This window comes from Bradyrhizobium sp. 190 (assembly GCF_023073415.1).
Taxonomy (GTDB): Bacteria; Pseudomonadota; Alphaproteobacteria; order Rhizobiales; family Xanthobacteraceae; genus Bradyrhizobium.
In genome coordinates this window covers 123,524-145,733 of the sequence record NZ_JADPJL010000060.1, presented here as the reverse complement: position 1 = coordinate 145,733, position 22,210 = coordinate 123,524, and the positions used below count along the sequence as shown (strand labels likewise).

At 64.9% G+C, this 22,210-nt stretch carries 21 protein-coding genes and 1 riboswitch; of the genes, 18 read left to right on the top strand and 3 right to left on the bottom strand.

Features of this window, described 5'->3' with window-relative positions; genetic code table 11:
• The first annotated feature begins 83 nt into the window (after window positions 1-83).
• The 7 genes from IVB22_RS28115 to cobJ are packed head-to-tail and all read left to right on the top strand — an operon-like array spanning window position 84 to window position 7,979.
• Complete coding sequence (locus IVB22_RS28115) at window positions 84-458, top strand: DUF1636 domain-containing protein (protein ID WP_247520420.1); 375 nt, start codon at window positions 84-86, stop codon at window positions 456-458.
• Complete coding sequence (cobW, locus tag IVB22_RS28110) at window positions 455-1,483, top strand: cobalamin biosynthesis protein CobW (protein WP_247520419.1); 1,029 nt, start codon at window positions 455-457, stop codon at window positions 1,481-1,483. The genes IVB22_RS28115 and cobW overlap by 4 nt, the downstream gene beginning before the upstream one ends.
• Window positions 1,483-4,725: a cobaltochelatase subunit CobN gene (gene cobN, locus IVB22_RS28105; protein WP_247520418.1), complete on the top strand. Its 3,243-nt coding sequence runs from the start codon at window positions 1,483-1,485 to the stop codon at window positions 4,723-4,725. The genes cobW and cobN overlap by 1 nt, the downstream gene beginning before the upstream one ends.
• The gene (gene cobG / locus IVB22_RS28100) at window positions 4,722-5,885 is read left to right on the top strand and encodes a precorrin-3B synthase (RefSeq protein WP_247520417.1); all 1,164 of its coding nucleotides are present in this window, start codon (window positions 4,722-4,724) and stop codon (window positions 5,883-5,885) included. The genes cobN and cobG overlap by 4 nt, the downstream gene beginning before the upstream one ends.
• The gene (locus IVB22_RS28095) at window positions 5,885-6,514 is read left to right on the top strand and encodes a precorrin-8X methylmutase (protein ID WP_247520416.1); all 630 of its coding nucleotides are present in this window, start codon (window positions 5,885-5,887) and stop codon (window positions 6,512-6,514) included. Before cobG ends, IVB22_RS28095 begins: the two co-directional genes overlap by 1 nt.
• 2 nt (window positions 6,515-6,516) lie before the next feature.
• Window positions 6,517-7,248 carry a precorrin-2 C(20)-methyltransferase gene (locus tag IVB22_RS28090; protein WP_247520415.1) on the top strand — a complete coding sequence of 244 codons (732 nt, stop codon included), beginning with the start codon at window positions 6,517-6,519 and terminating at the stop codon, window positions 7,246-7,248.
• Window positions 7,245-7,979: a precorrin-3B C(17)-methyltransferase gene (gene cobJ / locus IVB22_RS28085; RefSeq protein WP_247520414.1), complete on the top strand. Its 735-nt coding sequence runs from the start codon at window positions 7,245-7,247 to the stop codon at window positions 7,977-7,979. Before IVB22_RS28090 ends, cobJ begins: the two co-directional genes overlap by 4 nt.
• Here cobJ and IVB22_RS28080 read toward each other — a convergent pair.
• Window positions 7,955-8,701: a cobalt-precorrin-6A reductase gene (locus IVB22_RS28080; protein ID WP_247512646.1), complete on the bottom strand. Its 747-nt coding sequence runs from the start codon at window positions 8,699-8,701 to the stop codon at window positions 7,955-7,957. The genes cobJ and IVB22_RS28080 overlap by 25 nt on opposite strands.
• Here IVB22_RS28080 and cbiE point away from each other — a divergent pair.
• From cbiE to cobT, 8 genes are all read left to right on the top strand, one after another.
• Window positions 8,700-9,881 (top strand): precorrin-6y C5,15-methyltransferase (decarboxylating) subunit CbiE, encoded by a 1,182-nt coding sequence (gene cbiE, locus IVB22_RS28075; protein ID WP_247520413.1) that lies wholly within the window; start codon window positions 8,700-8,702, stop codon window positions 9,879-9,881. The two genes, IVB22_RS28080 and cbiE, sit on opposite strands and share 2 nt — an antisense overlap.
• Window positions 9,878-10,246 (top strand): cobalamin biosynthesis protein, encoded by a 369-nt coding sequence (locus tag IVB22_RS28070; protein ID WP_247520412.1) that lies wholly within the window; start codon window positions 9,878-9,880, stop codon window positions 10,244-10,246. Before cbiE ends, IVB22_RS28070 begins: the two co-directional genes overlap by 4 nt.
• Window positions 10,243-11,025 carry a precorrin-4 C(11)-methyltransferase gene (gene cobM / locus IVB22_RS28065; RefSeq protein WP_247520411.1) on the top strand — a complete coding sequence of 261 codons (783 nt, stop codon included), beginning with the start codon at window positions 10,243-10,245 and terminating at the stop codon, window positions 11,023-11,025. Before IVB22_RS28070 ends, cobM begins: the two co-directional genes overlap by 4 nt.
• Window positions 11,025-12,335, top strand: a complete 1,311-nt coding sequence (locus IVB22_RS28060) for a cobyrinate a,c-diamide synthase (RefSeq protein WP_247520410.1) — start codon at window positions 11,025-11,027, stop codon at window positions 12,333-12,335. Before cobM ends, IVB22_RS28060 begins: the two co-directional genes overlap by 1 nt.
• Entirely contained in the window at window positions 12,332-13,057 is a 726-nt protein-coding gene (gene cobA, locus IVB22_RS28055; protein WP_247512642.1) for a uroporphyrinogen-III C-methyltransferase, read from the top strand. The genes IVB22_RS28060 and cobA overlap by 4 nt, the downstream gene beginning before the upstream one ends.
• Window positions 13,058-13,163: 106 nt before the next feature.
• Window positions 13,164-13,850: an energy-coupling factor ABC transporter permease gene (locus IVB22_RS28050; protein ID WP_247520409.1), complete on the top strand. Its 687-nt coding sequence runs from the start codon at window positions 13,164-13,166 to the stop codon at window positions 13,848-13,850.
• A gap of 34 nt (window positions 13,851-13,884) precedes the next feature.
• Window positions 13,885-14,634 (top strand): precorrin-6A synthase (deacetylating), encoded by a 750-nt coding sequence (gene cobF, locus IVB22_RS28045; protein ID WP_247520408.1) that lies wholly within the window; start codon window positions 13,885-13,887, stop codon window positions 14,632-14,634.
• Window positions 14,635-14,661: 27 nt separating this feature from the next.
• Window positions 14,662-15,714, top strand: a complete 1,053-nt coding sequence (cobT, locus tag IVB22_RS28040) for a nicotinate-nucleotide--dimethylbenzimidazole phosphoribosyltransferase (RefSeq protein WP_247520571.1) — start codon at window positions 14,662-14,664, stop codon at window positions 15,712-15,714.
• A 10-nt stretch (window positions 15,715-15,724) separates the two neighbouring features.
• Here the strand turns inward: cobT and IVB22_RS28035 are convergent, their stop codons facing one another.
• The gene (locus IVB22_RS28035; RefSeq protein ID WP_247520407.1) at window positions 15,725-16,297 is read right to left on the bottom strand and encodes a histidine phosphatase family protein; all 573 of its coding nucleotides are present in this window, start codon (window positions 16,295-16,297) and stop codon (window positions 15,725-15,727) included.
• Window positions 16,298-16,417: 120 nt separating this feature from the next.
• Window positions 16,418-16,619: riboswitch (cobalamin riboswitch) on the top strand.
• A gap of 114 nt (window positions 16,620-16,733) precedes the next feature.
• Here IVB22_RS28035 and IVB22_RS28030 point away from each other — a divergent pair.
• Window positions 16,734-19,097 carry a TonB-dependent siderophore receptor gene (locus tag IVB22_RS28030; RefSeq protein ID WP_247520406.1) on the top strand — a complete coding sequence of 788 codons (2,364 nt, stop codon included), beginning with the start codon at window positions 16,734-16,736 and terminating at the stop codon, window positions 19,095-19,097.
• A 12-nt stretch (window positions 19,098-19,109) separates the two neighbouring features.
• The gene (locus tag IVB22_RS28025; RefSeq protein ID WP_247520405.1) at window positions 19,110-20,573 is read left to right on the top strand and encodes a PepSY domain-containing protein; all 1,464 of its coding nucleotides are present in this window, start codon (window positions 19,110-19,112) and stop codon (window positions 20,571-20,573) included.
• A gap of 180 nt (window positions 20,574-20,753) precedes the next feature.
• Here IVB22_RS28025 and IVB22_RS28020 read toward each other — a convergent pair whose 3' ends face one another.
• Window positions 20,754-21,242, bottom strand: a complete 489-nt coding sequence (locus IVB22_RS28020) for a serine hydrolase domain-containing protein (RefSeq protein WP_247520404.1) — start codon at window positions 21,240-21,242, stop codon at window positions 20,754-20,756.
• 256 nt (window positions 21,243-21,498) lie between these two features.
• Between IVB22_RS28020 and IVB22_RS28015 the strand changes: the two genes are divergently transcribed.
• Window positions 21,499-22,170 (top strand): response regulator transcription factor, encoded by a 672-nt coding sequence (locus tag IVB22_RS28015; protein ID WP_247520403.1) that lies wholly within the window; start codon window positions 21,499-21,501, stop codon window positions 22,168-22,170.
• The last annotated feature ends 40 nt before the right edge of the window (window positions 22,171-22,210 follow it).

Sequence of the window (22,210 nt, the reverse complement as noted above, 5' to 3'; positions counted from 1 at the left end):
GGTGTTCCGCGACGGGGAAGCGAGCCTTCCTTCGGATGGATTCGCGCACCTCATCGCTCCCGCTGTTTATCCTGGAAGGGGCGATGACTGTCACACTTCACGTCTGCATCACCTGCCGTGCCGGCCAGACGCTCGGCGAGGGCGAGACCACGCCCGGCAAGCGCCTGCATGCCGCCATTCTCGAGGCCGGTGTGCCTGATGGCGTCGGTGTGGTTCCGGTCGAATGCCTGTCCGCGTGCAGTCAGGGCTGCTCGGTCGCGCTCAGCGCGCCGGGACGGTGGTGCTATGTCTACGGCCGTCTGTCGGAAACCAATGCGCGCGATGTGATCGCCGGCGCGTCAGCCTATGCGGCTGCGTCCGACGGCATCGTGCCGTGGCGCAGCCGTCCGGAGATCTTTCGCAAGCAATCGCTCGCCCGCATTCCACCTATTGCCGTCGTGCCGGAGGCCGCCGAATGAACTCGCTCGCAAAAGTCCCCGTCACGGTCGTCACCGGCTTTCTTGGATCGGGCAAGACGACGCTGATCCAGCATTTGATCACCAATGCCAATGGAAAGAAGCTTGCCGTGCTCGTCAACGAGTTTGGCAGCGAAGGCGTGGATGGGGACATCCTGAAATCTTGCGCCGATGCCAATTGTCCGGCCGAAAACATCGTCGAGCTTGCCAATGGCTGCATCTGCTGCACCGTGGCCGACGATTTCATTCCGGCCATGGAGCAATTGCTCGCACGCAACGTGAAGCCCGACCATATCCTGATCGAGACATCTGGATTGGCCCTGCCGAAGCCCTTGCTCAAGGCATTCGACTGGCCGGAGATTCGTTCCCGGATCACGGTTGACGGCGTGATCGCGCTGGCCGATGCGGAGGCCGTCGCGGCCGGTCGCTTCGCGCCGGATCCGGATGCGGTGGAAGCGCAGCGTGCGGCCGACGACAATCTCGATCACGAGACGCCGCTGTCAGAAGTGTTCGAGGACCAGATCGCCTGCGCCGACATCGTGCTGTTGACCAAGGCGGACCTTGCCGGATCGGTAGGGCTTGAAGCAGCGCGGGCTGCGATCGAAGCCGAGATGCCACGCCGCGTGCCGATGCTGCCCGTCGTGGACGGCGCGGTCGATGCGCGCGTGATCCTGGGTCTTGAAGCGGCGGCGGAAGATGATCTCGCCGCGCGCCCGTCGCATCATGACGGCGAGCACGAGCACAATGACTTTACCTCTGTCGTCATCGAGCTTCCGGAAGTCACCGATGTCGATGCGCTCATCGCATCGATCCAGCGGTTGGCGCGCGAGCAGAATGTGCTGCGCGCCAAGGGCTATGTCGCCGTTGAAGGCAAGCCGATGCGGCTCTTGCTGCAATCGGTCGGCGAGCGCGTGCGGCATCAGTTCGACAGGCCCTGGGGCGCTAAGCCACGACAGTCAAAGCTGGTCGTGATCGGTGAGCACGGCGATATCGATGAGGCCGCGATCAGGACAGGACTTGGCATCTGATGCACGTCGTCTTCCGCGAGAGCCGCGGGCTGGAGGAGACCGCGACGCCACGGGACATCGGCCAGGATCCGGCCGATCTCGTGGTGCTTTCGTTTTCGGACAGCGATCTTGCCGCCTTCGCGTCGGGCTGGCGGCGAGGGCGGGCCAGCCTGCCGTCGCTGAGGCTCGCCAGTCTTGCCGAGCTGCGTCATCCGCTGTCGGTCGACACCTATGTCGAGCGAACGCTGTCGCAAGCACGCGGCATCCTCGTGCGCCTGATCGGCGGCGAGTCCTACTGGTCGTATGGGCTCACGGTGCTGCATCAGCTCGCCAGGGATCGCGGCATCGCGCTGGCCGTGCTGCCGGCGGACGGTCGTGACGATCTGCGACTGGACGCGTTCTCCACATTGCCGGTTTCGACGCTCCGGCGGCTCAAGGTGCTCTGCGACAAGGGGGGGCCGGTTGCGGCGCAGGCTGCGATCGCGCAGCTCGCGCTCGCATCCGGACTCTATGCGGGACCTGTTGTCGGGGCGATCGATATTCCCGAGATCGGGTTCTATGACCCCGCGCGTGGTGTCGTGGCTGCGCCGACCTCCGATGGGCGGCCCAGCGCGCTGGTTACGTTCTATCGGTCCTATCTTACGGCGGCCGACACGGATCCGGTCGACGCTCTGATCGTAGCGTTGCGGAAGAGCTTTGATGCCTTCGGCGTGTTCGTCACCTCGCTGAAGGCGCCGGGAGTTGCGGACTGGCTGCGTGCGCATTTCGCGCAGCACGCGCCGGCCGCCATCGTCAATGCGACTGCGTTTTCTGCGGTCGGCGAGGACGGCGCGACGCCGTTCGATGCTGTGTCGTGCCCCGTGTTTCAGATCGCGCTGTCCACGGCGCGGCGCGACGACTGGGCGGAGTCGCTACGCGGTCTCTCGCCGGGAGACCTCGCAATGCATGTGGTATTGCCCGAGGTTGACGGCCGGCTGTTCGCGGGCGTGGTGAGTTTCAAGTCGGCGAGCGAGCGCGATCCCTATCTGCAATTCGCCCATCTTGCGCATAGAGCCGACGACGAGCGCGTGGGCGCTGTTGCCGCGCGGGTCGCGGCCTGGCGACAACTTGCTGACAAGCCGGCCGGCGAGAAGCGGCTGGCAATCGTGCTCTCGAATTATCCGGGCCGTCCGCACCAGATCGCGCATGCGGTTGGGCTAGACGCGCTCGCCTCGATCGAAGCGTTGCTGTCCGATCTTGGTCGAGCTGGTTTTGATGTCGGGATGGCCACGTCGCTTGGCGATGTTCTGATGCGGGAGCAACTGACGTGGAGCGTCGCCGAATATCGCGTGGAGCTATCCCGTCTTCCACGCCAGTTGCAGGATGACCTCGCGCGCGCCTGGGGCGCGCCGGAAGATGATCCGAATTGCAAATCCGGCGAACTTCATTTCTCTGCTATTCGATGCGGTAAGGCCATCATCGCAGTCCAGCCGGAACGAGGTGAGGTTGGGCATCGTGATGTGGACTATCACGATCTCACACGCACGCCGCGCCACGCCTATGTTGCCTTCTATCTGTGGCTCCGGCGCGAGGCGATCGACGCTGTCATCCACATGGGCGCGCATGGCACGCTCGAATGGCTGCCCGGTAAGTCCGTTGCGCTGTCGTCCTCCTGCTGGCCGGAAGCGCTGATTGGCGACCGGCCCGTGATCTATCCTTTCATCGTCAACGATCCCGGCGAAGCGGCGCAGGCCAAGCGGCGGATCGGCGCCGTCACCATCGGGCATCTGCCGCCGCCGTTGGCGAAGGCCGTGGTGCCCGAGGGCCTACGCCGGCTCGAGCGACTGCTCGACGAATATTCGACGGCCGACGGCCTCGATCCCGCGCGCCGCCAGCGCCTGATTGCGGCAATCCGCGATGAGGCCCGGGCCGCAGGGCTTGAAGGCGATCTGGGCCTTGCCGCATCGGCCGCGCCGGCCGAGGCTATTCCGCGGATCGATCGCTTCGTCTGCGATCTCAAGGAAAGCCAGTTCGGCGACGGCCTGCATGTCTTCGGCCGCGGCGCTTGCGGCGAGGCGGAGAAGAGCGCGCTGCTTGATGCGCTCGCCGGCCGGCGCGTTGCGCCGGGGCCGGCGGGCTCGCCCTATCGCGGGCGTCAGGACGTATTGCCCACGGGACGCAACCTGTTTGCCGTCGATCCCCGCGCCGTGCCAACGCCGGCGGCGCATGCGCAAGGTATCAAGTTCGCGGAGGAATTGCTGCGCCGTCACCTTCAGGATCACGGTGACTGGCCGAGGGGGCTCGTCGTCGATCTCTGGGGCTCATCGACCATGCGCACGGCTGGCGAGGATTTTGCGATGGCCCTGCATCTTGCCGGCATCGCGCCGCGCTGGGATCACGGATCGGGCCGGGTGACCGGTTACGACATCATCGCGCTGGCCGAGCTTGGCAGGCCGCGCATCGACGTCACGCTTCGCGTGTCCGGGCTGTTTCGCGACGTGTTCTCCGGTCTCGCTCAATTGTTCGAGGCAGCAGCCGAAGCGCTCGCCGAGCGCGAAGGCGAAGGCGAGGAAAATCCGTATTGTCATCGCGCATCGCGCGTGTTCGGGCCGCGTCCCGGACAATATGGCGTCGGCTTGGCGTCGCTACCCGATGTCTTCACGCCGCAATCGCGGGAGGCAGTCGGCGAGGCGTGGTTGTCGGCATCGTCCTGGGCGTTTTCGTCCGATGGTGCGATGAAGCCCGACCGCGCAGGCATCGAGGCGAAGCTCGCTGCCGCCGACGCCTTCGTCCATACTCAGGACCTGCCTGAGACAGACCTGCTGCTCGCCGCGGACTATGCCGCCCATGAGGCGGGTGTCGCGGCCGCAGCGGCGCGATTGGGCACGAGCATCCCCTCGCTCTATCACCTCGACACCACGCGGCCCGATCAACCACGCGCCCGCGAGCTGACGGAGGAAATTTCACGCGTGGTCCGCACGCGTGCTGCAAATCCTGAGTGGATCGCCGGGATGAAGCGGCACGGCTTTCGCGGCGCGGCGGAAATCGCCGCGACGCTGGAGCAGATGGCCGCCTTCGCTCATCTTGCGGATGCCGTGCCGGCGCATCTGTTCGATCTCTACTACGACGCAACGCTCGGCAATGACGACGTCCGCGGCTTCATGGCGTACGAAAATCCCGCGGCGCTCGCTGCAATGGAAACCTGCTTTACCCGATTGCATGAGGCCTCGCTGTGGAAGACGCGCCGCAATTCGATTGCGGCGGCGCTGCGAGAGGCCTCATGAGCGCGATCGCGATCAAGGGCTGGTGCCCGGGCGCGCTGCGGCCGATGCTGTCAGGCGACGGGCTGGTCGTGCGCGTTCGTCCGTATGGAGGGCGGCTTGATGCGAGGCAGGCGGCAGGAATAGCGGACCTCGCCGAACGTTACGGCAATGGTTTGATCGACCTCACCAGCCGCGCCAATCTTCAGATCCGTGGCGTCAGTGATGAAGGACATCCGGCTCTGCTCGACAGGCTCGCGCAGTTTGGATTGGTCGACCCCGATGCGGAGACCGAGAGACGGCGCAACATTCTGGTCACGCCGTTCTGGAGCGCTGGCGATGACACGTGTTCGCTTGCTACCGAACTTGAGCATGCGCTGGTCCATAGCTCTCTCGATCTTCCGACCAAGTTTGGCTTTGCAGTCGATGACGGGAAGGAGCGCATGTTCGCCGCGGCGTCGGCGGACGTGCGCTTCGAGCGCGATCCTTCGGGCACACTGATCGTGCGCGCCGACGGAGCCGAGTTAGGCCGCTCTGTTGCACGAAGCGAAGCGGTGAGCGTCGCACTCTCGCTCGCCGAATGGTTCCTGGCATCAGGCGGAGCCAGAGACGGGCGAGGGCGCATGGCGGCCCATGTCCGCGCCGGCGCGCGGCTGCCCGAAGGGTTGCGGGGGGATGCCGAGCCTGCACGCGGCATGGCTGCACCGGCTCCGGGCCTCGATCCGCATGGCGCGTTGATCGGCGCGGCGTTCGGGCAACTATCCCATTCGGCGCTCCGCCATCTCGCCGGTTGCGCGCCGGCACTGCGCACGACGCCGTGGCGCATGATGCTGGCGGAGGGGCTACATGAGCTGCCCCGAACGCCGGATCTCATCACACGGGCCGACGATCCCGCGCTCCGTGTGATTGCGTGCAGCGGCGCGCCGCGCTGCCGTGAGGCGCACGCCGATACACGTGGGCTGGCGGCTGCGCTCGCGCCGCACGTTGCGGCTGGCGCGCGGCTTCACGTATCCGGCTGCGCCAAGGGCTGCGCCCATTCCGGCCCTGCGTCGATCACATTGGTTGGGACCGGTGACGGGTTTGATCTCGTTCGTGACGGTTCGACACGGGATAGGCCTGTCAGGCGCGGCCTGAGCGGCGCAAGCCTCGTCAAGCATCCCTCCATCCTGGTGGGAGCATGCTGATGCAGCACATCTACGAAACCGATGGCGCGGCGATCTACCGGCGATCCTTTGCCACCATCCGGACCGAGGCCGACCTCGGCCGGTTCGCGCCTGACGAGGAACCGGTGGTCGTGCGCATGATTCATGCTGCGGGCATGGTGGGTCTCGAGGCCCATATCCGCTTCACACCCGGCATGGCGGCGATCGCGCGCGCCGCGCTGCAGAAGGGCGCGCCCATTCTCTGCGACGCGCGCATGGTCTCGGAGGGAATCACGCGCGCGCGCCTGCCGGCCGGCAACGCCGTCATCTGCACGCTCAGCGACCCCGCCGTTCCCGCGCTCGCGCAGTCCATGCGCAATACGCGCTCGGCGGCCGCGCTCGAGCTGTGGCGGCCGCATCTTGAGGGCGCCATTGTCGCGATCGGTAATGCACCGACCGCGCTGTTTCATCTGCTCAACATGCTGGAGGACTGTGATTGCCCAAGGCCGGCGGCGATCATTGGCTGCCCCGTCGGTTTCGTCGGCGCGGCTGAATCCAAGGCCGCATTGATGGCCGATTCACCCGCGCCGGCGCTGACGGTCGAGGGGCGCCTTGGCGGCTCCGCAATCACCGTTGCCGCCGTGAATGCGCTGGCAAGCCGGAGCGAATAGGGATGGGGCGTATCATCTGCTGCGGCCTCGGGCCAGGCGATCCGGATTTGATGAGCGTGCGTGCTAACCGTGAGGTGCGCGCGGCGAAGCACGTCGCCTATTTCCGCAAGAAGGGACGTCCCGGCCAGGCGCGGCGGATCGTCGAGGGGATGCTGGCGGCAGACGTCTCGGAATATCCAATGGAATATCCCGTCACGACCGAGATCGCCTTCGACAGTCCGGAGTATGTCCGTCTGCTCACCGGATTCTATGACGAATGGGCGGAGCGCCTGACGCGGCTTGTGCGGGCGGTCGACGTCGTCGTGCTCTGTGAGGGCGATCCCTACTTCTACGGTTCCTTCATGCACCTGCACGCGCGCTTGCACGGGCGGGTCGGGATCGAGGTGATCGCAGGCATCCCCGGAATGGCCGGCTGCTGGAACTCTGTCGGCCGGCCGATCGCGCTCGGCGACGACGTGACGACGGTTTTGATGGGCACGCTCGCGGAGGACGAGCTGGAGCGTCGGATGCGCAATTCCGACGCGCTCGTCATCATGAAGACCGGCCGCAATCTGACAAAAGTGCGCCGCGCGCTTGTGTCCGCCGGCCGACTGGCTGACGCGTGGCTGGTCGAGCGCGGGACCATGCCGAGTGAGCGTGTCGCTCGGCTGATCGATGTCGAGGAAGCCGACTGTCCTTATTTCGCGATCGTGCTAGTCCACGGGCAGGGGCGACGCCTGGTGTCGGTCGAATGACGGGCACGCTGACCATCGCGGGACTTGGGCCGGGCGACGACGCACTGGTCACGCCGGAAGTCTCCGCCGCACTCGCGGCCGCGACCGACATCGTGGGCTATGCGCCCTATGTTGCGCGCGTGGCTCCGCGCGAAGGCCTCACGTTGCACCCCTCCGACAACCGCGTCGAGTTGCAGCGCGCGAACGAAGCCTTGCGGCTCGCATCAGAAGGCCATCAGGTTGTCGTGGTGTCCTCCGGCGATCCCGGCGTCTTTGCGATGGCCTCTACCGTGTTCGAGGCGCTTGAGGACCGGCCGCAATGGCAGGGGCTTCCCATCCGCGTGTTACCTGGCGTGACGGCGATGTTGGCAGCCGCCGCGCGCGCCGGCGCACCGCTTGGACATGATTTTTGCGTGATCAATCTCTCCGACAATCTGAAGCCGTGGCCGGTGATCGAGAAGCGCCTGCGGCTCGCCGCCGAAGCTGATTTCGCGATCGCGATGTACAATCCGCGCTCGGCGAACCGGCCCGAGGGCTTTGGACACGCGCTGGACGTCCTGAGCGAGGCGGGGTGCGGCGAGCGCATTGTCATCTTTGCGCGGGCGGTCAGCACACCCGATGAGCGGATTGAGGCGCTCAGGCTATGCGAGGCGAAGCCCGAAATGGCCGACATGCGGACGCTCGTGATCGTCAGCAATTCGACGACGCGCCGGATCGGCCGCTGGGTCTATGCACCGAGGCAGGTACGATGACCGAGCCATTGCATGACCTCGGCGACGCTTTCCACCCGCAACCGGTCCGGAAGTGCTGGTCGCGACAGCATGATCACGGGAAGACCCAGCGCGCGCGCAGCGTCAATCTTGGCGCGCGCGCCGTCTCCGCCGGAATTGCGGGCGACAATCCATTCGATGCGACGCGCGCGCATCATCTCCAGTTCACCATTGAGCGTGAACGGGCCGCGCGACACGATGACGTCGGCATCGAATGGCAAGGCGTCCTCGGGCGCGTCGACGAATCTCAGCGTGTAGGCGTGCTGCGGCCTGCTGGCGAAGGGCGCGATATGCTGCCGGCCGATCGCAAGAAACACCCGGGTGCGGCTTTCCGGCAAGGCCGCAACAGCGGAGGCGATATTGGCCACCTCGATCCAGTTGTCGCCGGGCGTTCTGGCCCAGGGGGCGCGTTCCAGAGCCATCAGCGGCGTGCCGGTTTCCACGCACGCCGCAACCGCGTTGCGGCTCATCTCGGCCGCGAAGGGATGCGTTGCGTCAACCACATGCGTGATGCCTTCCCGACGAATGTGTTCGGCAAGACCGCTCACGCCGCCGAAGCCGCCGATACGAGTCGGCAGCGGCTGGTTGGCGGGCGCACGGGTGCGCCCGCCGTAGGAATAGATCGCGTCGAGTCCTGCGCGCGCGATGCTCTCTGCAAGCAGATTGGCGTCGGCCGTTCCGCCCAGAATGAGGGCGCGCATCATGGCTGATCCCTGGTTGACCATTATTGGCATCGGCGAAGATGGCCTTGCCGGCCTCTCCGAGGCAAGCCGAAAGGCGATTGCCCGGGCGGAAACTGTCTTTGGCGGCGAACGCCATCTCGCGCTCGCGGAGGTTGGCAACCGCGGCCGTCCGTGGCCGGTACCGTTCGATGCGGACATTGTGCTGAGCCGGCGCGGCCGCCCGACGGCGGTGCTTGCCTCGGGCGATCCGTTCTGGCATGGCGTCGGCGGAAGCCTTGCTGAGAAGCTCGAGGCAGGCGAGTGGGTTGTCCACTCCGCGCCTTCGACCTTCTCGCTCGCCGCGGCGCGATTGGGCTGGCGCCTCGAATCTGTCGTCTGTCTCGGGCTCCACGCCGCGCCTTTCGAGCGCTTGGTCCCGCATCTGGCGCAGGGCGCGCGGATCATTTGCCTGGTGCGCGACGGCAAGGCAGGCGGCGATCTCGCAAAATGGCTCACGGAACGTGGCTGGGGCGGGTCGTTGATCTGGAGCCTTGCGGCCCTTGGTGGCCCCGGCGAACGCATCAGACAACATCGTGCCGACAGCTACTCGGCCGAGCCTCGCGACAATCTCGTCGCGCTGGCGCTGGAGGCGAGGGGATCGCAGGGCATCGCGCGCAGCTCGGGTCTTCCGGACGATCTCTTTGTGCATGACGGCCAGATCACCAAGCGGCCGGTGCGCGCGCTGGCGCTGTCAGCCCTTTCGCCGCGGCCCGGCGAAAGATTGTGGGATATTGGCGCGGGCTCAGGCTCGATCTCCGTTGAATGGGCTTTGGCGGGGGGGACGGCCATTGCGGTTGAGGCTCGCGAGGAACGCGCTGCGAACATCCGCCGCAATGTTGCGGCGTTCGGTCTGACACATCGGATCACCGTCGTTGAAGGAACCGCGCCCGATGCTCTCGCGGGCCTGAAGGCGCCCGGTGCCGTATTCGTCGGCGGGGGGCTCAATGCCACGTTGTTCGATCCCGTCTGGCTGTGTCTTGAAGCGGGCACGCGATTGGTCGCACATGCCGTGACGCTAGAAACGGAGGCGTTTCTCGCGGACCTGCATCAGCGCCACGGTGGGGAATTGATGCGGATCGAGATCGCTCATGCCGCCCCGCTGGGCCGGTACCGATCCTGGGAGTCGGTGCGGCCGGTCGTGCAATGGAGTGCGGTCAAATGAAGGTCGCAGGTTTGGGCTTCAGGCGTACCGCGACGCTTGCCTCGCTGCGCGAAGCGCTGATCGCGGCCGGCGGCTGCGAAGGCCTCGCGGCGGTCGCCACGGTCAGCGACAAGGCGGAGACGGCCGCTCTGATATCGTTGGCGCGCGAGCTCAACGTGCCGATCAAGGCTGTTCCAGCCAATGTGCTGGCCGGCGCCACGACGCTGACCCAGTCAAAACTCATCCGGGAAAAATTTGGCACGGGGTCGGTCGCGGAAGCCGCCGCACTGGTGGCGGCCGGTCGTCGCGCGCGCCTGATTGCGACGCGCGCGGTTTCACAAGACCGCACCGTAACGGCGGCGCTTGCCGAAGGAGACGGCGAATGACCGTGCATTTCATTGGCGCCGGCCCCGGCGCTGCAGATCTCTTGACCTTGCGCGGGCGCGATCTGATCGCCGCCTCGCCGGTCTGCCTCTATGCCGGCTCGCTCGTGCCGGAAGGCGTACTCTGGCATTGCCCGCCGGGCGCGCGGATCGTCAACACCGCGCCGCTGTCGCTCGACGAGATCATTGCGGAGATCGCCGCCGCGCACGTGGAAGGCAAGGACGTCGCGCGGCTGCATTCGGGTGATCTCTCGATTTGGTCAGCGATGGGCGAGCAGCTACGGCGGCTGCGCGCGCTGAAGATTCCCTATTCGATCACGCCCGGCGTGCCGTCCTTCTCCGCCGCCGCCGCGGCGCTCGAGGCCGAGCTGACGCTGCCGGGCCTTGCCCAGTCCGTGGTGTTGACGCGCACGCCCGGCCGGGCGAGCGCGATGCCGGACGGCGAGAAGCTCGCCGCTTTCGCCGCGACCGGTGCGGTGCTCGCCATCCACCTGTCGATCCATCTCCTGGACAAGGTGATCGCCGAGTTGACGCCGCATTACGGCACGGATTGTCCGGTCGCGATTGTTTGGCGCGCAAGTTGGCCGGACCAGCGCATCGTGCGCGCCACGCTTGCCACGCTCGATGCCGCAGTCGGTGTTGAGCTCGAGCGGACCGCGCTCATTCTGGTCGGCAAGACGCTGGGCTCGGAGGAGTTCGCCGAGAGCCGCCTTTACGCTGCCGACTATGATCGCCGTTACCGCCCGGTCGGGCAGGCACCGCGTTTTCCGGAGGCGTCGTGATGGCGACAGGCCTCGTCATCTCGGCGCCGGCCTCCGGCATTGGCAAGACGACGCTGACGCTGGCGCTCGCGCGCGCCTATCGCGATCGCGGGCTGACCGTGCAGTGCTTCAAGAGCGGACCCGACTATATCGATCCCGCCTTCCACGCGGCCGCGACGGGACGTGCCTCGGTCAATATCGATAGCTGGGCCATGGATCGCGAGACGATCGCGCGGCTGGTCGGCCGCGGCGCGGACGCCGATCTCGTGCTCGCGGAGGGGTCGATGGGCCTGTTCGACGGCGTCGCTGCGCGCGGCGTGGCGGGCACCGGCGCGACCGCCGACATCGCGGAGATGATGGGCTGGCCGGTTCTGCTGGTGATCGATCCATCCGGCCAGGCGCAGACGGCCGCGGCGGTTGCCGCCGGACTGCGCGATTTCCGCGCGGGCGTCCGGCTTGCAGGCGTCGTTCTCAATCGCGTCGCGAGCCCACGGCACGAGGATCTGGTGCGCCGCGCCATGGCAGACGCCGGCATTGCCGTATTCGGTGCGCTGCCGCGCCATGCCGAGATCGCCTTGCCGAAGCGGCATCTTGGACTGGTGCAGGCCGAGGAGCAGGCAGAGATCGGCGAACTGATTGCGAAGGCTGCACGCTTCGTCACCGAGCATGTCGATCTCGACTCCGTGCTGCAATCGGCCTCTGCCTGGCTGCCGCCATCGGCCCCGGGCGATCTCACCGTCACGCCACCCGGGCAGCGGATTGCGCTGGCGCGCGATGCGGCGTTCTCCTTCATCTATCCGCACATGCTCGAAGCCTGGCGCGCCGCCGGCGCCGAGATATCGCCCTTCTCGCCGCTTGCCGATGAAGGGCCTGACGCGAGCGCCGACGTGTGCTGGTTGCCCGGCGGCTATCCGGAACTGCACGCGGGCCGGCTTGCAGGCAACACGCGGTTTGGTGGCGCATTGCGCGCCTTCGCCGAGACGCGCCCCGTGCATGGCGAATGCGGAGGCTATATGGTGCTCGGTACGGCCTTGACCGACGCCGAGGGCGCACGCCACCAGATGGTCGGCTTGCTTGGCCTGGAGACGAGCTATGCCAGGCGTCGCATGCATCTGGGTTATCGTCTGGCGGAGCTTGCTGCACCGATACCCGGACACAAGGCCGGCGCACGGCTAAGGGGCCATGAGTTTCATTATTCGATGATCGTCGCGCAGCCTGACACGCCGCTCGCGGTCGTGTGCGATGCGACGGGCGCCGTGGTTGCGGAGACCGGCTCGCGGCGCGATAACACCTCCGGTACCTTCTTCCATCTGATTGCGGAGGACCGGTGAGCGGCTTCGTCTCCTTCATCTCCGCCGGCCCCGGCGATCCCGAGCTCCTGACGCTGAAAGGGGCGGCGCGGCTGCGCGAAGCCGACGTGGTGCTCTATGACGACCTCGCGTCGGGGGCGATCCTCGATCTGGCCGGTCCAGCCGCCAATCTCGTCGCGGTGGGAAAACGCGCCGGTCGCCCCTCGACCAAGCAGCAGCATGTCAACCGGTTGCTGGTCGATTACGCGGGAACGGGCGCGCGCGTGGTGCGGCTGAAATCGGGCGATGCGGGCATCTTCGGTCGTCTGGAAGAGGAGCTCGAGACACTCCGCGCGGCAGGGATCGGCTACGAGATCGTCCCAGGCGTCACCGCGGCCTGCGTCGCGGCGGCGCAGACCGGCATTCCCCTGACCCGACGGCATACGTCGCGCCGGGTCCAGTTCGTGACCGGCGCCGATGTCACCGGTGAATTGCCCGCGAACCTGAACTGGGCGGCGCTGGCCGATCCGGAGGCGACGACCGTCGTCTATATGGGCCGGCGCACGTTCCCGGTCCTGGCCGCGAAGCTGATCGAGCATGGCCTCGCGCCGAGCACGCCGGCGCTGTTTGCCGAATCCTTGGGCCGCACCGACGAGCGGCTGGTCCGCACCACGATCGAGGAGCTCGCCGAACAGCTCGCGCGAGGCGGAGCGGCGAAGACCGCCGCCGTGATCCTGTTCGGCGCGTTGGCGGAGATGACGTGAGATGACACCGTCGCCGACCCTCGCTCGCCGCCTGACGCGTGCTCTTCGAAAGAGTCAATTTTTGACGCCAAAGCCGTCGGTGTGACGGCAGGAAGGACTTGAGGCCATGCATATCGAACCGGGAATTGTGACGGGTGCAAAACTCGTGCTGAGCTATGCTACCGGAATTGCCGCAGGCGGCGTCGCTCTCAAGCTCGCGGCCGATAGCGTGCGCGAGCAAGGCATCGTTTCATTTGCCGTGCGCACGGTTGCGACGACAGCGCTGGTGTTCTCATTCTTCGAGATCCTGCCGCACCTCCGCGTCGGAGTCTCCGAGGTGCACTTCATCCTCGGTTCCACATTGTTCCTGCTGTTCGGTGCCGCACCCGCCGCGTTCGGACTCGCATTGGGTCTTCTGCTGCAAGGCCTGTTCTTCGTGCCGACGGACCTGCCGCAATACGGCATGAACTTGACGACGCTGGTGGTGCCGCTGTTCGCGATCCACGCGCTGGCCCAGCGCATCATTCCCCGCAACACCGCCTATGTTGACCTGCAATATCGCCAGGCGTTGGCGCTTTCGACGACGTACCAGTCCGCCATCGTCGCGTGGGTTGCATTCTGGGCGCTCTACGGTGCGGGCTTTGGCGCGACGAATCTCGCCAACATCGCGATGTTTGCAGGATCCTATGCGCTGGTCATTGTGATCGAGCCGCTGGCGGATCTTGCCGTGCTCGCGCTGGCAAAATCGCTGCGTGGCGTTACGGCCTACGGCTTCGTCACCCCGCGTGCACAACGCCGTGTAGAGATAACGTGAGGGGCGGCTGCCACGGCCGCCCTTCGCACAGGTTATGCTGACGCTCTCCCTGATAGGTATCGGCTGCGGCGATCCCGAGCAGCTCACGCTCGCTGCGATCCGCGCGATCAACGCTGCCGATCTCGTCCTCATCCCGCGCAAGGGCGCGGCGAAGTCCGATCTCGCCGAACTGCGGCGGGCGATTTGCGCCGATGTGCTCACGAGCGACAAGGCGCGTATCGTGGAATTCGATCTGCCCGTGCGCGATGCCGGCGAGGCGGACTACCGCCGGGGCGTTGACGATTGGCACGACGCTGTCGCTGCAACTTGGTTACAGGAGGTCGCGAGCCACCTTGGCAGCGACGGCCGCGTGGCCCTGCTGATCTGGGGCGACCCGTCGCTCTACGATTCCAGCCTGCGCATCGCGCGAAGGCTGGACCCGTTGCCGGCGATCGAGGTGATCCCGGGCATTACGTCGATCCAGGCGCTGTGCGCGGCGCATGCGCTGCCGCTCAACGACATCGGCGAGCCCTTTCTCGTTACGACGGGGCGGCGGCTGCGCGAAGCCGGCTGGCCTGACGGCACCGACACCGTGGTCGTGATGCTTGATGGCGGCACCGCCTTTCAATCGCTGGAGCCGAAAGGCCTGCACATCTGGTGGGGCGCCTATCTCGGCATGTCCGATCAGATCATCATGTCCGGTGAGCTTGCCGAGGTTGGTCCTCGCATCGTCGCGACGCGGCAAGAGGCGCGCGAACGGCATGGCTGGATCATGGACAGCTACATTCTCAAGCGCAGGCCGTGAGGCGGCTGCATGCAGAGGCAGAACAACATGCTTCCCGAGTGGGTCTCCCAGAACTGCCCTGATGTCTCGGCCGTCCATCGCGAGGCGGCGCTCGCGCGGCAGGGGCAACTGACAAAGCCGACCGGTGCGCTCGGCCGGCTCGAGCACATTGCGGTCGAGCTTGCCGGTTTGCAGCAGACGGAAAAACCTCGCGCGGCGCGCGTGCCGATCATCATCTTTGCCGGCGATCACGGCATCGTCGCGCAGGGCGTGTCGGCCTATCCGCAGGAGGTGACGATCGCGATGATGGCGAATTTCGCCGCGGGCGGCGCTGCGATATCGGTCTTGGCACGCGAATTGGGTTTGGGTCTCGAAGTCGTCGACGCCGGCACGTTGGCGGGAGCGCCGCTGGCGGGTGTCGTCACCGACAAGCCGCGCTGTGGCAGCCGCGATTTCAGTGTGGAGGCGGCGCTTAACCCGAGCGAGCTGGCGTTTGCCTTTGAATGCGGCCGGCGCGCGGTGCTGCGCGCGGAGGCCGGGCATCCTGATCTACTCATCTTCGGAGAAATGGGGATCGGCAACACCACGACCTCGGCAGCAATCGCTTCGGCCCTGCTCGGCGTGAGCGCCGAAGAGATCGCAGGTAGCGGAACCGGTGTCGATACCGCCGGCCGGGCCCGCAAGGCGCGGCTGGTTGATGCCGCGCTGGCCCTGCACAGGCTTGCGGGGGCTTCTGCCGAAAAGATCTTGTGTGCAGTTGGGGGTCTCGAGATCGCCGCCATCTGCGGTGCGATCATCGCAGCCGCGCAGCGGCGCATTCCGGTCCTGATCGACGGCTTCATCGTGTCAGCTGGAGCGCTCGCGGCGGTGCGTCTCAATCCGTCGTGTCAGCCATATCTCTTGCCCTCGCACCAATCGGCGGAGCAGGGACATCGCCTGATTCTTCGCGCGCTCAACGTCCATCCTCTGGTCAGCCTGGACCTGAGGCTCGGCGAGGGATCTGGTGCCGCGATCGTACTGCCGCTGGTGCGGCTCGCATGCGCCCTGCACAACGGCATGGCGACCTTTGCGCAAGCCAACGTGCCGGATCGGCCGGCCTGATGACGGCGCTTCAAGCAGCGCGCTGATTGACCGATAGCACCCGCCAGCCATTCGACAGCCGATCGATGCGAGTGAGGAAGAGCGGGTCGATGACGAAGCGGAGGGCAGCCTGCGGGGTGAGGTCAAGTGCGATGCACAGCGCAGCGCGGATGGTGCCGGAATGGACGACAAGGATTGCCGGTCCGGTCCCGATCTGATCGAGGCCCTGCCGAACCCTGACAATCTGATCCTCAAAGCTTTCGCCGCCCGGCGGCCGGGAGCGAGCCGGATCGCTCCAGAACTTTGCGTAGCCTTCGCGGCCGGCAGCGGCGAGATCGTCGTGGCGCTGCCCGGTCCAGTCGCCAAAATCCTGCTCGCGGAATTCGGGCACCAGGATCGGGTCACGCCCCAGCGCACGCGCCGTGTCGACGGTCCGTCGCGACGGGCTTGCGTAGCTTGTGGCGTCCTGCGGCAGATGCCGTCTCAGCGCTTCAAGTTGCGTCCGGTCGTTGAGATCCGCGGGGGCGTCCGAGGCATGGATCGTCCCTGCGACGCCATTGACGACGGCATGCCGGACCAGCCAGAGGAAAGTGTCCCCTTCCATTCAACGTCTCCACCTACGTCAGAGCAGTAACGCGATAGCACGCTCCGGTAAGCAATTGTCAATGTAGAGATCGCTGCGACAAGGACACCGAGACTGCACATTGACTCCGTGCTCGTCTTAATCCTAGATGCACGCGACGGTTTCCCCTTACGGGGGTGAAAAGGGAATGCGGTGCGAGGAGGTTTCCTCAATGCCGTAGCTGCCCCCGCAACTGTGAGCGGAGAATGTTGCGTCACGAGCCACTGGGCATCTCGGTCCCGGGAAGGCGACGCAAGGTAACGACCCGCAAGCCAGGAGACCTGCCGTCAGCCGTGGTCACACGCGAAGATGTCGGTCGGGGAGTACAGACATTCGGCTTCACCCGAGGCTTAGCAAGCTGGAGGTTGAGACCTGGGTCGCTGTGACGTGCCACTGACGTCATACCGAGGTATCAACCATGTCGTCTCTTCGTGCCGCCCGGTCGGGCAAATTCTTGCTCGCATGCGGCGTTCTCTCTTATTTTGCTTCCCTCGACATCTCCGTAGCCTGGGCGCAACAGGCGAGCTCCCGTGAGCAATTGCCACCCGTCGAGATTTATCCGGGTGCCGATCAGAAGCGCAGACCGGCAAGGCCGGCCGGTCGCGACGAACGCGGCGCGCGCCATACGGCGGCAAGCAGAGCCACGTCCGCCGCGACAGCACCGAAGCCTGATGAGCAAGCAATGCAGACGCCGCCGAACGCGAACGCTGTCGCCAAGGGCGCTTCGCGTCTTGGCCTGACCGTGCGCGAGATTCCGGCAACCGTCGAGGTGATTTCAGCTGAGACGATCCGTGAGCAAGGCTATCGGACGGTGTCGGAAGTCGCGCAAGGCGCGGTCGGCGTGACGTCCGGTGACAATCCGGCCGAGCCCTCGGCCTTCTCGATGCGCGGCTTCACCAACAGCCAGATCAACGTGCTCTACAACGGCATCAAGATCGGTCCGCAGAACATGACGTCGCGTATCATGGATGCGGCCAATCTCAAGGCAGTGGAGTTTCTGAAGGGACCAGCCTCACTGTTGTCGGGCGAGGGTGCCGCAGGCGGTGCGGTCAATTTCTTGACCAAGCAGCCGCACATCGGGCCGATCCGGAACGAGGCGTACTTCTCCTATGACTCGCTGAATTCGTTCCGGAGCTACTACGGCTCCGGCGGCAGCACCAACATCCAGGGCCTGGACTACCGGTTCGACATCAGCCGCTCCTCACTCAACGGTTTTGCCGACGACACCAACACGAAGACGCTCGACGTATCGGGCCAACTGAATTACCGCATATCCGACAATCTCAAGGTCTGGGGCGCCATCGAATACAAGGAGGACCGTTCGAGGGCCTATTGGGGCGTGCCGCTCGTTCCGGTCGCCTTCAGCGGATCCCATGCCACAGCCGGCATTGTCTCCGGGAGCTACGTCTCGAACTACAACGGATCGAACCTGGGGCCCGTCACGATCGACGACCGCACCTTCAACACCAACTACAACGTTCTCGATAATCGTAACGTGGCGAAGGAGGTGTGGCTTCGCGGCGGCTTCGAGCTCAGGCTCGCACCCGGTCTGACCCTGAAGAGCCAGGCCTATGGCTATGGCGCCGAGCGCGAGTGGCTCAACAACGAAGTTGAGGCGTTCAACGCCAATTCGAACCTGGTCGATCGCGAGCGCTTCTACGTGGCGCATCGCCAGAAGCTCGCAGGCAACATCACCGACTTGACCTGGGATGCGAACATCGTCGGTATGGATAACCGCCTCGTGACGACGGTTGCGGCGAGCGGCCTCGATTTCGTCCGCCCGGGTGCCGCCAACTTCCCCCACGACCTGGTCACGCCGGTCGATCCCGCGCGTGGATACTACGGCCTGCTGACGACGCAGCGACAGACCGCTCGAATCGACAATGAGTCCCTGTCGTTCGAGGATCGCCTTAAGATCACACGGACATTTGCTCTGGTCGGTGGCCTGCGCATGGAGCATATCGGGCTCGATCGGAATTCGACCGACGCGAACGGCGTGGTGAAGACGGGCTTTCCCTTCTCGAAATCCTGGATGCCGGTGACGGGCCGCATCGGCTACACTTGGGAGGCCGTTCCCGGCCTGACGTTCTTCAGCCAATACGCGACGGGTGCAGACGTGTCGGCCAATAACATTTTTCTGCTCGGGCCGCTCCAGCCGCTCGACCTGACAACGTCGCGGACCTATGAAACCGGCGTGAAGCATCTGTTCTGGGACAACCGGGCGGAGTGGTCGTTCTCAGCCTTCGATATCCTGCGCAAGAATGTCTATGCGGCGGCCGGCGGCATGCAGCTCAACTTCGCCGGACGGCAAGAATCGAAGGGCGTGGAGCTCGCAGCCTCCATGCGCCTGACGGAAGCCTGGCGTGTGTGGGGCAACATCGCCTATGTCGACGCGCGCTATGCCGACTACAATTTTGCTGGTGGCTCGTTTTCCGGGAATACGCCGCCGAACGTGCCGCGCGTCGTCGCGAACGCCGGCGCGTCCTACCGGTTCTTCACGCCGTGGCCGGTCGAGCTCGGGGTGATCGGCCGCCATGTCGGCGATCGCTACAACACCGATGCCAACACCGTGACGATGAACGCCTACACGGTGGCCGATCTCTATGCCTTCGTCGACATCCCCAAATCCGTCTTCAATGCCGTCGAGCAAACGCGGCTGACTTTCCGGGTGCGGAATGTGACCGACAAGCGCTACGCGATCTGGGGCGATCCGTTCTATCCCGACCAGATCCTGCTGGGAGCCCCGCGCACCTATGAGATCTCCGCCGCCCTCAAATGGTGAGGTGATTGCCGTATGATGGACGGACTGGTCCTGCTGCACCGATGGCTCGGGGTCGCGTTCTGCCTCCTGTTCGCAATGTGGTTTGCGACCGGCATTGTCATGCACTTCGTTCCGTTTCCGTCGCTCACGGAAGCGGAACGCTTTGCCGGACTTGCCGCCGTGGACAGCGCTCGTGTGACCATCGATCCGTCGACAGCTGTCGAGGCAAGCGGCATCGAGGACGCCGCGCGCGTTCGGCTGATCCAGCGGACCGACGGGCCGGTGTACGTCGTTTCGGGGTCGTCGCAATTGCGGACGATCCGTGCATCAGATGCGACGGGTGCCGCAGTGAAATCTCCCGACATTGCCCTCGCTGCGGCGAGGGATCATGCAAGGCGGCGCGGCATGGATATCTCGCGCGCGTCAATCGTTGAGCTCGCAGATTATGATCAATGGAGCGTGCCGAACGGCTTCGATCGTCACCGTCCCTTGTTTCGCGTGGCGCTCAACGATGCGGCCGATACAGCACTCTATGTGTCCTCGGTCACCGGCGAGATCGTATTGGACACGACGCGCAGCGAGAGGTGGTGGAATCTTGCGGGCAGCGTGCTGCACTGGATCTATCCCATGATGCTCCGAAGCAATTGGTCGCTCTGGGATCGCGTGGTATGGACGCTGTCGCTGCTTGCCTTGATCGGAGCGGCGCTCGGCGCGGTGCTTGGGGGCGCGCGGATCAGGATTCAGCAGGGGACTGCCGTTTCGCCCTATCATGGCTGGCATGCGCTGCATCACGTCATTGGCTTAATAGCGACAGTTTTCGTCCTGACGTGGATCTTCAGCGGCTGGCTATCCATGGATCACGGGCGGTTGTTCTCGCGTGGGCAATTGACCGACACCGAGGCTAACGCCGCCGCGTCCCCACCAGCCTGGAACAGGCTTCCGTCTACAGACTGGGGGTCAATATCGCCGTCTGCCCGAGAGATCGAATGGTTCGCCTTCAATGGGGACCGCTATCGACGCGACCGGATCGACCTCGGGAGGCAAACGCTAGTTCGAGCGGGGAGCCCGAGATCGGATGATCAATCAGGGTTCCTGGACTCGCGCGAGGTCCAAGCGTTGATCCACCGCTTGGCATTTGGTTGCGGCTTTCCAGCAATCCTTGCGGCAGATGACAACTACATGGCGTCCTCCACGATACCGGGTGCGCCTGTCTACCGTTCGGTATGCGGCAACGTGTGGTATGACATTGATGGCGCGAGCGGGAACATCTTGCAAAGATTGGACTCGTCGCGCCGCGCGTATCGCTGGCTTTACAGCGCATTACACACGCTGGATTTTCCAATCCTTGTGATTCGTCCTCGCGTCCGGAGCACTTTGATAGTCGGCCTCTGCATGTGTGGACTGCTGTTCGCAATAACTGGCATAGTTATTGGCTGGCGACGCGTGAGATACTCCGTGCTTGGGAAAGTGGTCCGTAAAGATGCTCGAGAAGTCTGATCTTCCTCGTTTCGCTGAGAACACTCAGCAACTCTAAAGTTCGCCGCGACACGCGCGTTTCTTTACTGCCAGCACCGCCGAGCTCGAACCCTCGATGTTTAGCGCGGATCTCTCCGGCGCGGCTGCATTCATCAGACGATCGAGCCGGCCGGCTCCACGGCGATCGTGCGAACAGCAGGATTAATCCGCTTCAGAGACGCTCATGTCGAGAAGGTGGCGGACGGTGCAGCCGCCGTATACCGAAGCCTTCAACTCGGGAAGATAGCGGACGACCGGCGCTTCGGGATCGAGCCGGCCTTGCCCGGTCAGGATGCCGCCGACCGTGCCGGCTATGGATTTGCTGACCGAAAATATCAGGTGCTGCGCATCGGGCGCGAGACCGTGCGCATACCACTCCGTGACGGTCCGGCCGCGATGGAGCACCAAAAAGCCGTCGACGTGGGTTGAGCGCAACGCGTCAGCGACCGTCCTCTTTTCGCCCTTCAGGTCCGCGAAGGGGATCTCGTCGAGATAGCGGGGCGACCGCGGCAGCGCTACTGGCGTGCTCGATCGCGCAATGTTCGCGGTGGGAAGCACTTCGCGAACATTCCGATAGCTCCATTCCATCTGCGGATGCTGGCGCCAGTTGGCGAGCGTGATCTGACCTTCGTCAGCCGGGACAATCGACATGGTACCTTGAGCGCCAAGCATCTCTGGGAGACGAGCCTGGCGGGATCATCGCGGCGGCGGGTGTCGCAGCAATCCACCGGATGGTGGCTATGAGTTGTCGCTGTCCGCCGCCCGCGCCGGGCAGTATGTCCTTTTTTGATCGCGTTTTTAAGGGGTTGGCCCGCATTTTGCTTGACTGAAAGGTGCGTCTGCCCCGTACGCGAGACGGATGCGCTCGATGTCCGACTTTCAGAGGAAGCAAATTGGGAGGGTGGCCATGTACATGATCGCGAGTCGCTCTGATCCGGCAGCCAGTCAGGCCGTTCAATTTGCGAGAGGGATGTTCGATGCATCAGCGATGGCGTTTTACGCCGTCGATGATGGTCTTAACCACAATCGATTTCTCTTGAGCGGAATTCCGCTCGATTTTCATCGCGAATATGTTGAGCGGATGGGGCAGTTCGACCCGCTTCATCCCAAACGCGCCGCCGGAAAGCCATTTGCGTGGCTCAGCGTCATGTCAACGCAATACTCGAATGCGGAAACGGCAGCATACCGGTCATTTACCGACCAGTTCGGAATCGCCGACATGATGGAGTTTTTCTTCCGTCGAGGTGATAAGATCGTCGCCGGCATGAGCGTCATCTGGATGCCTGGATGCAAGATTCCCGACGAGGCTACAAATATCGCTGAGAAGATTCACGATTATCTCGAGTTCAACCTGGTCGGTTGCACGCCGTCGGCGAGTGAACAGGCCGCGCGCTATGGCCTGACCTCGCGCGAACTCGACGTGATCGAGCTCGTCTGCTGCGGACGGACCAACCGAGAGATCAGCGAGTGCCTTGGGATAGGCCACGCGACCGTCAAGACGCATCTCATCCACATCTTCGAGAAGCTCGGTGTGGAAACGCGCTCGGCGGTGGTCGCGCTGATGTCGAGACTGCACTGATAGGCTTGCGCGCCGCCGCGAAGCGATGGCGCCCTTCATG

Excerpts from the sequence above, each read along its gene's own strand:
- IVB22_RS28025 (WP_247520405.1), top strand. The coding sequence starts at position 19,110 with ATGATGGACGGACTGGTCCTGCTGCACCGATGGCTCGGGGTCGCGTTC.
- IVB22_RS28090 (WP_247520415.1), top strand. The coding sequence starts at position 6,517 with ATGGGGCGTATCATCTGCTGCGGCCTCGGGCCAGGCGATCCGGATTTG.
- cobF (WP_247520408.1), top strand. The coding sequence starts at position 13,885 with ATGCTGACGCTCTCCCTGATAGGTATCGGCTGCGGCGATCCCGAGCAG.
- IVB22_RS28070 (WP_247520412.1), top strand. The coding sequence starts at position 9,878 with ATGAAGGTCGCAGGTTTGGGCTTCAGGCGTACCGCGACGCTTGCCTCG.
- cobM (WP_247520411.1), top strand. The coding sequence starts at position 10,243 with ATGACCGTGCATTTCATTGGCGCCGGCCCCGGCGCTGCAGATCTCTTG.
- IVB22_RS28095 (WP_247520416.1), top strand. The coding sequence starts at position 5,885 with ATGCAGCACATCTACGAAACCGATGGCGCGGCGATCTACCGGCGATCC.
- cobT (WP_247520571.1), top strand. The coding sequence starts at position 14,662 with ATGCTTCCCGAGTGGGTCTCCCAGAACTGCCCTGATGTCTCGGCCGTC.
- cbiE (WP_247520413.1), top strand. The coding sequence starts at position 8,700 with ATGGCTGATCCCTGGTTGACCATTATTGGCATCGGCGAAGATGGCCTT.
- cobW (WP_247520419.1), top strand. The coding sequence starts at position 455 with ATGAACTCGCTCGCAAAAGTCCCCGTCACGGTCGTCACCGGCTTTCTT.
- IVB22_RS28015 (WP_247520403.1), top strand. The coding sequence starts at position 21,499 with ATGTACATGATCGCGAGTCGCTCTGATCCGGCAGCCAGTCAGGCCGTT.
- IVB22_RS28035 (WP_247520407.1), bottom strand. The coding sequence starts at position 16,297 with ATGGAAGGGGACACTTTCCTCTGGCTGGTCCGGCATGCCGTCGTCAAT.
- IVB22_RS28060 (WP_247520410.1), top strand. The coding sequence starts at position 11,025 with ATGGCGACAGGCCTCGTCATCTCGGCGCCGGCCTCCGGCATTGGCAAG.
- cobJ (WP_247520414.1), top strand. The coding sequence starts at position 7,245 with ATGACGGGCACGCTGACCATCGCGGGACTTGGGCCGGGCGACGACGCA.
- cobN (WP_247520418.1), top strand. The coding sequence starts at position 1,483 with ATGCACGTCGTCTTCCGCGAGAGCCGCGGGCTGGAGGAGACCGCGACG.
- IVB22_RS28115 (WP_247520420.1), top strand. The coding sequence starts at position 84 with ATGACTGTCACACTTCACGTCTGCATCACCTGCCGTGCCGGCCAGACG.
- cobG (WP_247520417.1), top strand. The coding sequence starts at position 4,722 with ATGAGCGCGATCGCGATCAAGGGCTGGTGCCCGGGCGCGCTGCGGCCG.
- IVB22_RS28030 (WP_247520406.1), top strand. The coding sequence starts at position 16,734 with ATGTCGTCTCTTCGTGCCGCCCGGTCGGGCAAATTCTTGCTCGCATGC.
- IVB22_RS28020 (WP_247520404.1), bottom strand. The coding sequence starts at position 21,242 with ATGTCGATTGTCCCGGCTGACGAAGGTCAGATCACGCTCGCCAACTGG.
- IVB22_RS28050 (WP_247520409.1), top strand. The coding sequence starts at position 13,164 with ATGCATATCGAACCGGGAATTGTGACGGGTGCAAAACTCGTGCTGAGC.
- IVB22_RS28080 (WP_247512646.1), bottom strand. The coding sequence starts at position 8,701 with ATGATGCGCGCCCTCATTCTGGGCGGAACGGCCGACGCCAATCTGCTT.